At 66.3% G+C, this 15,281-nt stretch carries 6 protein-coding genes; 5 read left to right on the top strand and 1 reads right to left on the bottom strand.

Annotated elements, in window-relative coordinates:
* Nucleotides 1-11,967, top strand: an 11,967-nt coding sequence (locus tag ACJ8HB_RS24840; RefSeq protein ID WP_442520207.1) for a filamentous haemagglutinin family protein, incomplete at its 5' end; no start/stop codon positions are given.
* Between the two features lie 55 nt (nt 11,968-12,022).
* On the opposite strand, the gene ACJ8HB_RS24835 is transcribed toward ACJ8HB_RS24840, so the two are convergent.
* Nucleotides 12,023-12,520, bottom strand: coding sequence for a hypothetical protein (locus ACJ8HB_RS24835; RefSeq protein ID WP_141240941.1), 498 nt, complete (start codon nt 12,518-12,520; stop codon nt 12,023-12,025).
* 36 nt (nt 12,521-12,556) lie between these two features.
* Between ACJ8HB_RS24835 and ACJ8HB_RS24830 the strand changes: the two genes are divergently transcribed.
* The 4 genes from ACJ8HB_RS24830 to ACJ8HB_RS24815 form a co-directional block, all read left to right on the top strand.
* Nucleotides 12,557-13,252, top strand: coding sequence for a TonB C-terminal domain-containing protein (locus ACJ8HB_RS24830; RefSeq protein ID WP_052133439.1), 696 nt, complete (start codon nt 12,557-12,559; stop codon nt 13,250-13,252).
* A gap of 16 nt (nt 13,253-13,268) precedes the next feature.
* On the top strand, nt 13,269-13,793 hold the full coding sequence (locus ACJ8HB_RS24825) for an RNA polymerase sigma factor (RefSeq protein WP_047571635.1): 525 nt from the start codon (nt 13,269-13,271) through the stop codon (nt 13,791-13,793).
* An 85-nt stretch (nt 13,794-13,878) separates the two neighbouring features.
* Nucleotides 13,879-14,844, top strand: a complete 966-nt coding sequence (locus ACJ8HB_RS24820) for a FecR family protein (RefSeq protein WP_047567721.1) — start codon at nt 13,879-13,881, stop codon at nt 14,842-14,844.
* Nucleotides 14,845-15,033: 189 nt separating this feature from the next.
* Nucleotides 15,034-15,281, top strand: a 248-nt coding sequence (locus ACJ8HB_RS24815; protein WP_442520206.1) for a hypothetical protein, incomplete at its 3' end; no start/stop codon positions are given.

The raw sequence follows: 15,281 nt of genomic DNA, 5'->3' as shown, positions 1-15,281 counted from the left end.
GTCAACGATCCGAGCGCCCGGCCGAGCCAGATCCAGGGCCAGATCAAGGCCGACGGCACGGTGATGGTGGTCAACCGCAACGGTGTGGTGTTCAGCGGCAGCAGTCAGGTCAACGTGCGTAACCTGGTGGCCGCCGCCGCCAGCATCAGCGACAGCCAGTTCCGCGAACGCGGCCTGTATTTCGACGCCAACGGCAGCCAGCCGAGCTTCACCGACGCCGCCGGCGCGGTACGGGTGGAGCAGGGCGCCTTGCTGCAGACCGCCAATCCGGCCAGCTCCACCGCGGCGGGCGGCTACGTGTTGCTGCTCGGCAGCGAGGTGGAGAACGCCGGGCAGATCGTCACGCCCAAGGGCCAGACCACCCTGGCGGCGGGCGACAGCTTCTACATTCGCCGTGGCGTCGGCACCGATGGCAACCTGCGCTCCACCACCCGCGGCAATGAAGTGGCCACCTCCCTGGCCGCTGACAGCGCCGCCGGCCGGGTGGTCAACCAGGGTCTGATCCAGGCCGCCACCGGCGACATCACCCTGACCGGGCGCCAGGTCCGCCAGGAGGGCGTCGCCCTGTCCAGTAGCTCAACCGACGTGCGCGGCACCATCCACCTGCTCAACTCGGCCAGCGACGCCAGGGGCAGCGTGGTCCTGGGCGAGGGCAGCACCACCGCGGTGCTGGTCGACGCCAGCGGCGCCGGCGCCCTCGACAGCCAGCGCGACGCCGCCCAGCAGGCGCTGGATGGCACCACGCCGACCAACAACGTGGTCGGTCGTTTCGACAACCTCAGCCGGGTCGCCGATCGCAGCGAGCAGTCGCGGGTCGAGATCGTCAGCGGCGGTAGCGTGGATTTCCAGGGCGGCTCGCTGACCCTGGCCAGCGGCGGCCAGGTGGTGGTCAGTGCGGCGGGCCGGAGCCTGCTGCGTGACGGCGCGCAGGTGGACGTCGCCGGTGCCGTCGGGGTGAAGGTGGCGATGGAAAGCAACAACATCCAGATCAATGTCCAGGGCAACGAGCAGCGCGACGCGCCGGTCAACCGCGACGGCGGCGGACTGGCCAGCAATGATGTCTGGGTCGATGCCCGCGAACTGGTCCTGGTTCCGGCCGGCACCAACGGCTACGCCACCGATCGCTGGTATACCGCCGGCGGCCTGCTGGAACTGGGTGGCTACCTTGGCACGCGCAACCATTCGGCCGGCGAGTGGATGGCCCAGGGCGGCACCCTGACTTTCACCGGCGGCGAACTTGTGAGCCAGCCCGGCTCGACGGTCAACCTCTCCGGCGGGACCCTCGATGTGCAGGGCGGCCTGATCCGGCAGACCTGGCTCAAGGGCAGCGACGGACGTCTCTACGAAATCTCCCGCGCCCCCGGCGACCTGCTCTACGAGGGCATCTACCGCGGCTTCGAGGACAGCAGCCCGCGCTGGGGGCAGACGCGCTATTTCTACAATCCGCTGATCGCCCCGCAGAGCCGTTACGAGAGCGGCTACATGGTCGGCCGCGATGCTGGTCGCCTGGTGGTCGGCACCGCTTCGGCGGTGCTCGAGGGCGACCTGCTCGGCAAGGTATTCCAGGGCGAGCGCCAGGTGCGTGCGCCGCAGCCGGGCGCGGATGGCTACCAGCAGGCGCAGAACGCAGTGGCGCGCGGCGCCGAGCTGATCGTGGGCAGCTATACCCCGCGCTACGAAAGTGCCAGCGGCAACGTGCTGTACAACCTTGCGCCGACCCTGCAGCAGGTGCGCTTGGCCGATGGCGGCGAGCCGCTGGCGGTGAACCTGGATCTGGATACCGCGCTGGCCGACGAACAGCGGGGTGTCCTCCAGCTCGACAGCGAACGGCTGTCGGGTTTCGAGTTGGGGGCGCTGCGCGTGGCCGCCCAAGAGCGGATCTCGGTGGACAACGCCCTGCAGGTCGGCGATGGCGGCGAGATTGTCCTGTACGCGCCCGAGGTCGAGGTGAATGCCGACCTCACGGCACGCGCCGGCAGCCTGCGCCTGGGCAACGTGCTGGAGCAGGTAGAGGTGACCCGTGGCGAGCGGTTCGATACCTATCTCACCCCCGCTGCCGGCCAACGTGCCGCCCTGACCCTGGGCGATGGCGTGACGCTGGATGCGCGCGGTCTCTGGAGCAATCTGGTGCAGGGCGGCGTGGATGCCGACCAAGCTTATCTCGACGGCGGGCGGATTTCCCTGCGAAGCAGCGGCGACCTATCGCTGGGCGATGGCAGCCGGATCGACGTGTCGTCCGGAGCCGCGCTGCTCGCCGATGGCAAACAGGTGGGCGGCAAAGGCGGCGACCTGACGCTGTCGGCCAACACCGGCTCGGCGGCAGGCGACGGCCGCCTGCAACTGGGCGGTGAACTGGCAGGCCATGGCGTCGCCGGCGCCGGCACCCTGAGCGTCCAGGCGCTGCGGGTGAGTATCGGTGCGGCGGCGCAGGACGGCACCCTGGCGCTGGCCGCCGGGTTCTTCGACAAGGGCTTCGCCAGTTACCAGGTGATCGGCGAGCAGGGACTGGAAGTGGCGGAAGGCGCACAGGTGAAGGTGCAGCGTCCGCTGTACCGTTTCCGCGACGCCGCCGCCAGCGGCGCCGACCCGCTGCTCGCGCTGGAGCCCTGGCTGACGCCGCTGTACGAGGAGCTGCCGGTCGACGGCGAACTGCGGCAGCGCCCCGGCGCCAGCCTGTTCTTGCAGGCCGGCAGCCGCCAGAGCGGTGCCGGGCAGGTGGCCGATAGCGTCCTCAACATAGGTCGTGGCAGTCTGCTGGAGGTTGATCCCGGCCAGCGCATCGAACTGCGCAGCGTCGGCCAGTTGAACGTCGATGGTCGCCTGAACGCCTGGGGCGGCTCGATCGAATTGGGCAGCGTGGCGTTGCCCGATCCGGTGCGCGACCAGGTCGAGAGCGTCGGCCACCAGCGCGCCATCCGCGTTGGCGAGCAGGGTGTTCTCGATGTCGCCGCACGCGCCGCGACCGCGCTGGACTTCCAGGGGCGGCGCTACGGCCAGGTGGCCGATGGTGGCAGCATCGTCATCGGCGGCACAGTTGACCATGCCAGCGGCAAGGCCGATGCCGCCGAACTGTTCATCGACCTGCGCCCGGGAAGCCTGCTGGATGCCTCCGGCACCCAGGCGCTTCTGGACGTGCCTGGAGTCGGCCAGACCCGGGTCAGCAGCGCCGGCGGCAGTATCTCCCTGGCGTCGGCCAACGGCTTGTACCTGGATGGTGACCTGCGCGCCTTCGCCGGCGGGGAAGGTGCCGCCGCCGGCAGCCTGACGCTGGCGCTGGCCACGCCGAACTACCTGACCAGTCTGGCGACCGACCAGGTATTGCGCCAGCGCGAGCTGATCGTCGGCCAGCAGCGCGAAGCCGCCGGGGAAGGGAGAGACTATGCCTATGGCCATGGCCGCCTGGCGGCGAGCCAGGTACAGGATGGCGGGTTCGGTGACCTGACCCTGTTCAGCGACGGCCTGCTGAGTTTCGCTGGCGATCTGGAGCTGTCCCAGGCGCAACGTTTGCGCCTCTACAGCGGGGCATTGGGGCTTGGCGAAGGTGCCGCCGGCGATAGCCGGGTCAGGTTGTCGGCACCGTCCCTGCTGTTGGCGGGAGCGTTCGTCAACGACGGAATTACGGAAAACAACGAAACCCGGCCGCTGTCGACCGGCCTGTTCGAGGTTTCCAGGCAGCCCAGCGAGGCACTCTTCGAAGCCAGCGCGCAGGTGCTGGATATTCGCGACAGCATGGTCTTCGGCTCGCGTGGCAGTTTCCGCGACGCCAGTGGCGGGACGCAGACGATTGACCGGCGTGGCTTCGACCGGGTCGAGCTGTCCAGCACGGGCGACATGCGTTTGCTGGCGGGGAACGCGACGCCTGTCAGTAACATTAACACCCAGGTGCTCAGCGGCGGCGATCTGCTCATCCGCACGGCGCAGCTCTATCCGAGCACCGGCGCGCGCGCGCGGATTCTCGCCGGCTATGGCTACCAGGCCGATGGCGCCGCTGCGGCGTTCGACCCGGCGCGCAGCCTGCGTATCGAGCGCAGCGACGCGACGACGCCAGAGCAGCCCCTGGCGGTCTTCGGTCGCTTGACGCTGGGGGCGGCGAGCGTCATTCAGGGCGGCGTCGTGCGCGCTCCGTTGGGCTATCTGGAAATCGGCCAGAACGCCGACAGGGTCGAGCTGTTGCCCGGCAGCCTGACCTCGGTCAGCGGCGCCGGCCTGACCTTGCCCTACGGCGGCACGGTAGACGGCCAGGTCTGGCGCTATGCCGGGGAGGAAATCTCCCTGACCGGCGTCGGCGGTAGCTTCAACGATAGGGGGATAATGGATACCGGGGTCGACCTGGGTGGCCGCTCCGTGCGGGTGGCGTCCGGAGCGACGCTGGATCTTTCCGGCGGCGGCGAACTGCTCGGCGCCGGTTTCGTCTCCGGCCGCGGCGGCTCCACCGATGCGCGCTACAACCCGCTGGTGCGTTTCGACGAGGAGGGCCGCTTCGACCTGCCGGGACTGGCCGACAATCCGATCTACGCCATCGTGCCCGGCGTTCAGCGCATCGCGCCGGTGGCCGCCGAAGGCGGCGCCGTCGACCCGCTGGTCGGCCAGCAGATCAGCATCGGCAGCGGCGTGCCCGGCCTGTCGGCGGGAACCTACACCCTGTTGCCGTCGACCTACGCCCTGCTGCCCGGCGCGTACCGGGTCGAACTCAACGGCCAGGCCGGGCTGGGACGGGCAGCGCCCACCCAGCTCATGCGCAGCGGCTCCTGGTCGCTGGCCGGGCAGTTGTCCCTCGCCGGCACCGGGGTGCGCGACGAACTGTTCCGCCAGGTGCTGCTGACCCCGGCGGATGTGCTGCGGCGCCATTCGCAGTACAACGAAACGAGTTACAGCGACTTCGCCATGGCCGATGCCGCCCGCCGTGGCATCCCGCGGCCGATGCTGCCGGTGGATGCGCGCAGCCTGCGCCTTGACCTGCTCGCCGGTGGCGGTGCCGATGCGCTGGCGTTCGACGGCACCGGGCTGTTCCAGGCCGCCAGCGGCGGCTATGGCGGTAGCCTGGTAGTATTGGGCAACGACCAGCGGATCGAGATCGTCGGCGCCGGCGCGCAGGCCAGCGAGGGGTTCCAGGGCGTGACGCTGCGGGCCGACGATCTCAACGCCTTCGGTGCGGCGCGCATGGTGATCGGCTCAACGCCAGCGGTACTCTACGGGCAAGGCGGTAATTACGTCACCTTCGACATCACCGATGGCGCGCAAAGCATCGTCCTGCGCAATGGCGCCGAACTGGCCGCACCCGAGGTGTTCCTTCTGGCGAGAAGGCCGGGAGAGGCGATCAGCCTCGAGCAAGGCGCCGCCATCGTCACCCTGGGGCGGGGAGCTGCGGCCTACGATGCACGGGATGGCTTCCTGTATGCGCCGGGAGGGCGTTCCATGCTCGCCCTGTCGAACGGCGTGCTGAACGTCTTGCCGCCGGAAGCCGGAACGCCGGACAGTGGTCCCGGCGACATCCTGCTCGGCGTTCCCGCTGCCGATGGTGTGGCCGGCGAAACCCGGCTGTATTCCGAGGGCAGTCTGGTCGCGGCCACCGACAAGCGCTTCGAGCTCGACGGCAGCGTGCGTTACGGCACCCGCAACCTGACCCTGGCGGCGGGCGGTTTCAATGTCGGCGAGCAGGCGCTGCTGGCCGAACTGGCCGAGCGCGGTGTGCTGCCGACCGGGTTGGCGCTCGACCAGCAAGTGCTCGACCGCCTGCTGCAGGGTGATGCGTCGGAGGGCGCGCCGCCCCTGGAGACGCTGGTGCTGAACGCCCGCGACGCGTTCAACTTCTACGGCGACGTCAGCCTCGATTCCTACGATCCGAGCAGCGGTCGTTCCCGCTTGTCGCGCCTGGTGCTGGGCACCCCGGCGATCTATGGCTACGGCGACAGCGACAGCGTCGCCTCGATCCGCACCTCCAACCTGATCTGGAACGGCGCGCAGACGCCGGCTGCCGGGGTCATCGCCGGCGGCGCCGGCAGTGGCCAGGGCACGCTGGACATCCGCAGCGAACGCCTGGAGTTCGGCTACGGTCCCTTCAGCCAGCCCAGCGCCATCGACAGTTACCAGCGCCTGGCGCTGGGCTTCGCCACGGTCAACCTGGCGGCCAGCGAGCGGATCACCGCCAACCACAAGGGTAGCCTCGCGGTCTATCAGAGCCAGGGCGAGTATCGGGCTGGTAGCGGCTACGCATACAGCGGCGGCGATCTCAACCTGATCACACCCTTGCTCACCGGCGAGGCCGGCTCGCGCAACAGCCTGCTGGCGGGCGGTGCGTTGCGGGTCAGCGCGGGGGGCGGCGGCGCGGCATCCACCCCGGTCGAACTGGCCAATGGTGCACTGGGCGCCGAACTGGCCCTGGAGGGCGCCAGCCTGCTGCTGGACACCCGCGTCGGCCTGCCCAGCGGTAAGTTGAGCCTGACCGCGCAGGAGGACCTGGAACTGGGCGCCGGCGCCCAGCTCGACCTGGCCGGGCGCGCGCTGCGTTTCGACGACGTGACCCGCTACAGCTGGGGTGGCGAAGTCAACCTGCTGAGCCACGGCGGCAACATCCGCCAGGCCGGCGCTTCGCGCATCGACCTGTCGGCGAGCAACAACCAGGCCGGTAGCCTGACGGCGGTGGCGCTGGACAGCGCGGCCGGCGTGGTCGACCTGCAAGGGCAGATACTGGCGGCGAGCAGCGGCGAATACGACGCTGGCGGCACCCTGGTGCCGTACGCCGCGGGCAGCGTCGAGATCCGTGCCCAGCGGCTGGGCGAGGACGGTACGCCGGACAGCCGGTTCGCTGCTCTCAACCAGCGCCTGAATGCCGGCCAGGTGTTCGGTGCGCGCAGTTTCCAGATCAAGCAGGGCGACCTGAACATCGGCAACGACGTCAGGGCCTCGACGATCGAGGTGTCGCTGGATGGCGGCCATCTGAGCGTGAACGGCGTGCTCGACGCCAGCGGCGAGCAGGTCGGCAGCATCCGCCTGGCCGCCAAGCAGGGCCTGAGCATCGGTGGCGAGGCGCTGCTCGATGCCCATGGGCGGCGGCTGCGGGTGGACAGCTACGGCAAGATCATCGATTCGCCGAACCGTGCGCTGATCGAACTGAACGCCGGAGACGGGCTGCTCAGCCTCGGCGCCGGCGCCCGTATCGACCTGCGCCACGGCACCGAGGCGGCAGTGGGAAGCGCGCCCGGGCAGAACGACGGCGTCGCCCGCGGCACCCTCGACCTGTACGCGCCGCGTCTGGGCGGGGCGACGGCGGGCGATATCGCCATCGACGCCGGGGCGCCGTTGCAGATCCTCGGTGCCCGCGCCATCACCCTCAGCGCCGTGCAGCGCTACGACGACGCGCCGGTCGCCGCGCTGCCGGCGAGCAACGGCCGGCCGTACCAGGAGATCACCCAGGCCTACCTGGATGGCAAGCACCAGCAGAGCGAACTGTTCATGCAGGCGGCGTTGGCCAATAGCGCCCTGCTCGACGGCAAGCTGGCCGGTTTGAACAATGCCGCCTACGCGGAAGCTTTCCACCTGCGCCCCGGGCTGGAGATCGTCAGCGCCACGGCCGATGGCGATCTGGTGGTGCAGGGCGACCTGGATCTGTCGGGCTATCGCTATGCCAGCCTCAACCCGCGGACGGCGAAAACCTCGGTATACGGCTCCGGCGAGGCCGGTTCGCTGGCGATCCGCGCCGGCGGCGACCTGAACATCTACGGCAGCGTCACCGACGGTTTCGCCCCGCCGCCGGAAACCGACGACGATCAGGGCTGGTTGCTGCTAGCCGGCCAGGATCACCTGGGCGGCGATCGGGTGGTGCCGACGGCTGGCGTGCGGCTGGACGACGACAGCTTCTTCCCGGCCGGCAAGACGCTCAACTTCGAACTGCCGATCAAGGCCCTGACCCTGGCCGCCGGTACCCGGCTGCCGGTCGAGGCGGTGCTCAGCCAGCCGCTGCAACTGCCGGTGGGGACGGTGCTCGAGGGGGCGTTGCTGGATGCCGCCGGCAACCTGCTCCGGCCGGCTGGCAGCCTGCTCGGCGAGGCTCTGGATCTGCCCGCCGGCACCCGCCTCGGCGCCGGCAGCCGTCTGCCGCTGGCGACGCCCGTGACGGGGATGACCTGGCCGGGCGGCGTGCCGCTGCCCGGCCGCGCCACGCTGGCCAACGGCGAAGTCGACGGCGAAGTCGACGGCGTGCGCCTGGCCGGTGGGCTGGCCTTGCGCGCCGGGGCCTTCCTGCCGGCCGGCAGCGATATCCGCCTGCCCGATGGTGCCGCGTCGGTGGACGTACGCCCGGCCGGTGCGGTGTCGCGCAACTGGGCCATCGCGCCGATGCTGGCGGCCGGTTCGCAGTCCTGGAGCGTGCGCCTGGTGGCTGGCGCCGACCTGCAGGCGGCCGATCCGCGGCTGACCGATCCGCGTTCCAGCGGGCAGATGCGCCTCGCCGATACGCACTACGGCATGCGGCGCATACCGGCGGCGGGTGGTGGGCTGGTGTGGACCCAGGAAGGGGTGGATGGTTGGGCTTCCCCTGGAGACACCAGCGTCTATCCCGGAGCGCCAGTCGATCTCGAAAGTCTGGGTTGGCCAACGATGTGCGATGAAAACCCCACATGGTGTGCCGCAAAGCCCAGCGGCTTCACTTGGACTGAAGAAGGGGTGGCTGGTTGGGCTTCCCCTGGAGACACCAGCGTCTATCCCGGAGCGCCAGTCGATCTCGAAAGTCTGGGTTGGCCAACGATGTGCGATGAAAACCCCACATGGTGTGCTGCCGCTAGCGAGGATTATGCTCTGGAGGTAGGGCCACACGCTTCGCGCTTCAGCGTGCTGCGCACCGGCACCGGCGATCTCGACCTGTTCGCCGCCGGCAACTTGCGTATGGATTCGCCGTTCGGAGTCTACACCGCCGGTACCGCGAGCGCGGTCGATTCCAGCTACAACCTGCCGCGCGCCAGGGATGGCGGCAGCGTTCTGAGCGATCCGGCGCTGGGCGGCTACGAGCAGTGGGTGGACGGCGGCGAACAGAGCCTCTACAGCGCCTGGTATCCGACCCAGGGCGGCAACCTGACGCTGGCGGTCGGCGGCGATCTGCGCGGCGATGTGCTGGGCCGGTTGTCCGGCGCCGTACCCAACTCTGGCTACGACTCGGCGGCCGTCGGCAACTGGCTCTGGCGCCAGGGCAGCGGTTCGACCGCCGGTACGGCTAACGATGCTACCGCCTGGTGGATCAATTTCGGTACCTATGCGCGCCAGCCGGGCGGCACTGAAAAGGATGCCGTCACGCAGCAGGTGGGCTTCACCGGCATCGGCACCCTGGGCGGTGGCGATCTGAGCCTGAAGGTCGCGGGCGATGCGGGCGTCATCGAGGCGCGCACGTCCAGCGTTCCGCTGGAAACGTCGCAGCGCAGCCAGGGGCTGGTGCTGGCGGTGGGCGGCAGCGGTCAGGTAGGCGCCGATGGCCAATTAACCCTGAGCGGCGGCGGCGATATGGACGTACGTATCGGCGGCGCGCTCAATCCGTTGACGCCCTTCGTTCAGAACAGTTCGCTGTACGGCGCGATGGTCAACCTGCGCGGCAATGCCCAGGTCCGGGCGACGAGCCTGGGCGGTATCGATCTGATCTATGGTCGTCAGGATAGCGGTCAGGTTCCGGGCGAACGGCGCGCCTACGATCCTTTCGTCTCGACCCTCGGCCTGGCCAACGGCGGGCCGACGCTGGTGCTGGGCGACGCCACCTTCAGCCTGAACAGCCTGGGTGACCTGGTGCTGCAAGGGGTGGTCGATCCTGGGAGGACGCCGTTGATGAACGGCACCCCCTATACCAGCGCCAGCGGTGTCGAGGGTTACGGCCTGAGCGGTTTCTCGTTGTGGACCGAACGCACGGCGATCGACCTGACATCGGCGGGAGGCAACCTGACCCCGGTTTCCCTATTCAGGCCGGAACAGGACACCGATTCCGCGCTGGTCTATCCGGCGAAGCTGTCGGCCGTGGCGCTGACCGGCAGCCTCTATTATGGCAACGCGACACTCCGCGAAAACGCTCGCAGCGACAGGACCGCGCTAATCCTGGCGCCGTCGAGCCAGGGTCGTCTCGACCTGCTGGCCGGCGACTCCATCTACGCCGGCGGCTACAGCATCAGCCGTTCCGGCGCCAGCGCCGGCAGCCTGGCCACGCCGCTGAATCCAAGCTACCAGGGTTATACCGGGTTCACGCGGCAGGGCGACAACCTGTCCAGCGACGGCAGCCGCGCCAACAGGGAGCGCTTCCCGTTGTTCGCCTTCGGCGCCAACAGTGTCTCCGGCGAATGGGGGGCGGCGTTGGAACCGTCGCGCTTCTACGCCCTTGCGGGCGATCTGGTCGGTGTCGACAGTGGCCGGCTGCTGCGCTACACCGAGACCAGCGATGTGCGTTTCGGCCAGTTGCGTTACGAGGGGCATGGTGCGGTGCGCATGATCGCCGGCCGTGACATCGTCAGCAGCGGCACCGGGTTGGGCTCCGAGCGGACCGCGAGCGACAACATGGGGAACTACGCCAGCAGCGGCAATCTGTTCGTCAATACCTCGGCTACCGACGTGTCGCTGGTGCAGGCGGGGCGCGACATCCTCTACGGCAACTTCAACGTCGCGGGACCGGGCAGCCTGGAGATCAGCGTCGGACGCAACCTGCTGATGAACGACGAGGTGGCGGTCACCAGCCTGGGGGCGGTCGCCGCGGGCGACACGCGCTCCGGCGCCAGCATCGTCCTGCAGGCGGGCGCCAGCCAGGCGGACTACTCCGGCTTCCTCGAGCGCTACCTGGATCCGGCCAACCTGGCGCAGGCAGGAACGCCCTTGGCGGAACAGCCCGGCAAGGTGGTACGGACCTACGAAAACGAATTGATCGAATGGTTGAGCGGGCGCTATGGCTTCAGCGGCGACGCCCAGCAGGCGCGGGAGTTCCTCGCCGGCCTCTCGGCGGAGCAGCAGCGGATCTTCGCCCGCGAGGTGTACTTCGCCGAGCTCAAGGCCGGCGGCCGCGAGTACAACGAGGTCGGCGGAGTGCGCCAGGGCAGCTACCTGCGCGGGCGCAACGCGATCGCCGCGCTGTTCCCCGAGCGCGATCCGGCGGGCAATCCGATCAGCTACGAAGGCGATATCGTCATGTACGGCGGTGCCGGCGTGCACACCAACTTCGGTGGCGACATCCAGTTGCTCACCCCGGGTGGGCAGCAGGTATTCGGTATCGAAGGTGAGGCGCCGCCGTCCACCGCAGGCATCGTCACCCAGGGCCAGGGTGATATCCAGGCCTACTCGCGGGACAGCATCCTGCTCGGCCAGAGCCGCATCATGACCACTTTCGGCGGCGGCATTCTGGCCTGGTCGGCGGAAGGCGACATCAACGCCGGTCGCGGTTCCCAGACCACCGTGGTCTACACCCCGCCGCGGCGCATCTACGACGCCTGGGGCAACGTCAGCCTGTCGCCGCAGGTGCCCAGCACCGGCGCCGGTATCGCCACCCTCAACCCGATTCCCGAAGTGGCGCCGGGCGACATCGACCTGATCGCCCCGCTCGGCACCATCGATGCCGGCGAGGCGGGCATCCGGGTCTCCGGCAACGTCAACGTGGCGGCGCTGCAGGTGGTCAACGCGGCGAACATCCAGACCCAGGGCCAGAGCAGTGGTATCCCTATGACGGCGGCGGTGAACGTCGGGGCGCTGACCTCGGCCAGCCAGGCGGCGGGCAGCGCGGTGCAGGCAGCGGAGCAGGTATCGCGCCAGGCGAAGCGCAATCAGCCTTCGACGATCAGCGTGGAGATCCTCGGCTACGGCGATGAACGTCTGGAGGCGGGAGGCAACGGCACTCCCTTGACCCACCAGGGATATGATCCGGCGGGTGCGGTTCAGGTGGTTGGCGCCGGGAAGTTGACGGCCGACGAGTTGGCGCAATTGAGTGAGCGGGAACGCAATAGCCTATTATCGCAATAAGGCGTGCAGTGTCTTTGCACAATCGTCCGCCAAGGAGGGCGGGTTCATTAACGTATTATTTTTCCGGGCGCTGGGGCTGTGCCGATTTGCCAAAATGGTTGCCCATACGATTTTTGAACGCCGATTGACTGTAAAGACCGATCTGATTGGGCTGGCGTTTACTGATATCGGCGTCGAATTTCGATCCAGCGTTTTTCGTCACTTTTTTCTGAGTGCGAGGAGACATCAATTGCTGATAGCAATCATAAGGCAATGCCCGATAACCATTGACCTCAGCCTCTATGCAAGAAGCGGCGTGAAGCGGTGGTTGCGGTTCGGCTGTCAGGGCCGGGAGTGGGATTGAGAACAATAAAGTCGGTAGTACGATGCTGCGCCACCGCGTATTTGCGCGTTTCTTCATCTTTGCCCTTCCTTCACGTTGAGCGCCGCCGAAGAGCGGAACCAATGAGTTCATTTCTATCCCAATCGACGAATGGGAGCAATCTTGCCGGGAAATAATAATAAAACGGTCATAAATTACGGCTAGGTTACTGAATGTGTCATTTTGTTGCACTGTTGTTTTCTTCGTTGCATGTGCACTGGATCTTACGTGAGAAAAATTACGCTTCCGTCGTCGGTCGGATATTGGTGGTTTATTTTTCTGCTTGTCGTCGTGCCGCTCCTCGGCATTGCGGGGGAACCGTCGAAAGACATTCGCCCGGTGAACTTCAATATTCCATCGTTGCCGCTGGTGCAGGCGTTGGCGCGTTATGGCGAAGCGTCGGGTTTTGCGGTGTTGGTGGATAGCGGCATGGCGGCCGGCCGGCGATCTTCGCCGGTCAAAGGTTATCTCGATCCCTACTTGGCGTTGACCTATCTGCTGCACGGCAGCGGATTGACCGCGCGTTATACGGGCGCTAATGCCTTCACGCTGATGGCGAAAAGCGCTGAGGTTGCGCGCAAGCCCGCGGGTGACGTATCCACGCCGGGGTTGGGGGGACATCGCTTCGGCGCCGCTTTGCAGCAGGCGCTGCAACGGGCGCTGTGTCAAACGCCGCACACCCGTCCGGGTGATTACCGTGCGGTAATCCAGCTGTGGCTAACCAAGAATGGCACGGTAGAGAGACTTAGACTTCTTGGTTCAACAGGCTCATCGCTGCGAGATGACGCGATTCAGAAACAAATAAGAGAGCTGCGGCTTGCGACGGAACCGAATGTCCGTTTGCCGCAGCCGCTGACTATTTTGATCTTACCTGGGGAAGGAGCCTCAATGACGTGTCGAATGCAGCCAGCATCACGGCATTGACTGGGGGAATATAATAATGCGCCGACATTTCCTTACTTATTATGATGCATTGCGTAAACGGCTTAAATATCGTCTGGGTTCTGAGGATCTGGCGAATGACGTATTGCATGAAACCTGGCTGCGCATCGAACAGCGTGATGAGGAACAGCAGATACAGAATCCCCAGGCTTATCTGTATCGCACGGCGTTGAACGTCGCCTATGATCGGCAGAACAGCGGTCCCCGTTTGCTGCAGGTAGACGAAATCGATGCGCTGTTACAGTTGGAGGACGAGACGCAAGACCCGGTACGGATTGTCAATGCCAGAAATGAGATACATGAACTGCAACGCATTCTGCATCAGCTGCCGTGGCGGCAACATCAGATATTGGTGGCTTCGCGTCTGGAAGGGATCGCACACCGCGAAATTGCCCAGCGTTTCCATATATCTACGCGCATGGTGGAGAAAGAATTGCGGGCGGCGTTGAATTTTTGCGCTAAAAGTATGCAGCGAAACGTCATTCAGCGATTCGGTCCCGGGGCGGGAAAATCGTCTAAGTAATATATACCCAAGGGCGATGAGCATAGGATGACGTCCTTGATATCCTGAAACGCCCACAGCGGGCAGCGAGGAGAAGTGTTAAGTCATGAGTTATTTTGCATGGCGCGCGAAAATCCGTCTGACGCGAGAGGCCACTAACTGGCTGATTCGCCTGACCTCCGGGCGAGTGACGACCGAAGATGCGGATGCTTTTCGGCAATGGTGTCAGCAAAGCCCGCAGCATCATGCCGCGTTCGATGAGGCCAGGCGCCTGTGGCGAAATCTGGAACCTGCCATGAGTGCGGCTCCGTCTTGCGCGCACGAGCGGCAGGCATCGGCATGCGCGCCGAAGTGGGGGCGAAGAGCGTTTTTGGGCGCCGCCGCCGCCTCTGTCGGCATGCTGTGGCTGAAGCCGGAGCTGTTGCTTAATCCCCAAGTGGGCTGGTCCTCATTGTCGGGGTTGGCAAGCGACTACCAGACGTCGCTCGGCGAGCAGAAGAACATTGTGCTGGCGGGCAACGTCACGGTGGAAATGAACACGCTCACGCGTATCGACCGACGGAAAGCCGGCATGGCGCTGCTGGCGGGGGAAGCACAAATTTTGACGCGAGCGATGAATCTCCCCCGGTGGGTGGTGTATGCGGAAAATGGTGAAGTGCGCGCTGGAGCGGCAAATTTCAACGTACGCAATGTGGAAAGGCAGGTCAACGTGACTTGCCTTGAGGGCGAAGTTGCCGTGATTTGTCAGTCGGTGCATCGCCAGTTGCGCGCTGGTCAACAGTTGAGTTACAACGCTTCCGGCGTCGGCGAGGTGGTGCGAGCCAATCTGGAACAGGTTACCGCCTGGCGACAACAGCAGTTGATTTTCAATCGCCAACCGTTGTCTCAGGTGATCGATGAAATCAACCGCTACCGGCCGGGCAAGATCATTCTTTTGAATAGCCAGTTGGGGCGGCGATTGGTGCAGGCGCGCTTCCGGTTGGATCAGTTGGAGAGCGTCGCGGCGCTGATTCACGATGCCTATGGTGCAAAAGTGACCGCTTTGCCGGGAGGGATCGTGGTGTTGAGTTAGGCAGCGTCTGCGCCGTTGACTGTTTCGATACGGCGGGTTGAACGGTGGAAATATGATGAAGTTTTTATGACATCAGTTCGGTCATTGTCATGATCCACAGTCATTCAGGAGTAAGCCGCAGCGATTGTCGACAGCTCATAAGCCTGTCGGTGCGCTGTTCAGCCTGTGAACCTGAAAGGAACTGTGAACATGTCGCTTAGCAATGCCGCGCAACAGCAAAATAACGTAGCCCAATCGGCGGCCCGTCACCGCCGTTCTTCGCTTAATAGCGGTACATTTCCGTTACAGCCCCTCGCTTATGCCATCGGCCTGATGCTACTGTCGGCAAGTGTGCAGGCCGCCGAACCGCGGCCGTTCAGCGGCGGTTGGTTCAACGCCAAAAATGTCGGCCAGGCGGGGGGGGCGCAGGGCGCCCGCCCGGGAATGAATCTGCCGGG

It is taken from the genome of Serratia sp. CY27727 (genome assembly GCF_052169275.1).
GTDB classification, from domain to species: domain Bacteria; phylum Pseudomonadota; class Gammaproteobacteria; order Enterobacterales; family Enterobacteriaceae; genus Serratia; species Serratia sarumanii.
This window is presented reverse-complemented; position numbering and strand designations above follow the sequence as displayed.

Excerpts from the sequence above, each read along its gene's own strand:
- ACJ8HB_RS24820 (WP_047567721.1), top strand. The coding sequence starts at position 13,879 with ATGAGTTATTTTGCATGGCGCGCGAAAATCCGTCTGACGCGAGAGGCC.
- ACJ8HB_RS24825 (WP_047571635.1), top strand. The coding sequence starts at position 13,269 with ATGCGCCGACATTTCCTTACTTATTATGATGCATTGCGTAAACGGCTT.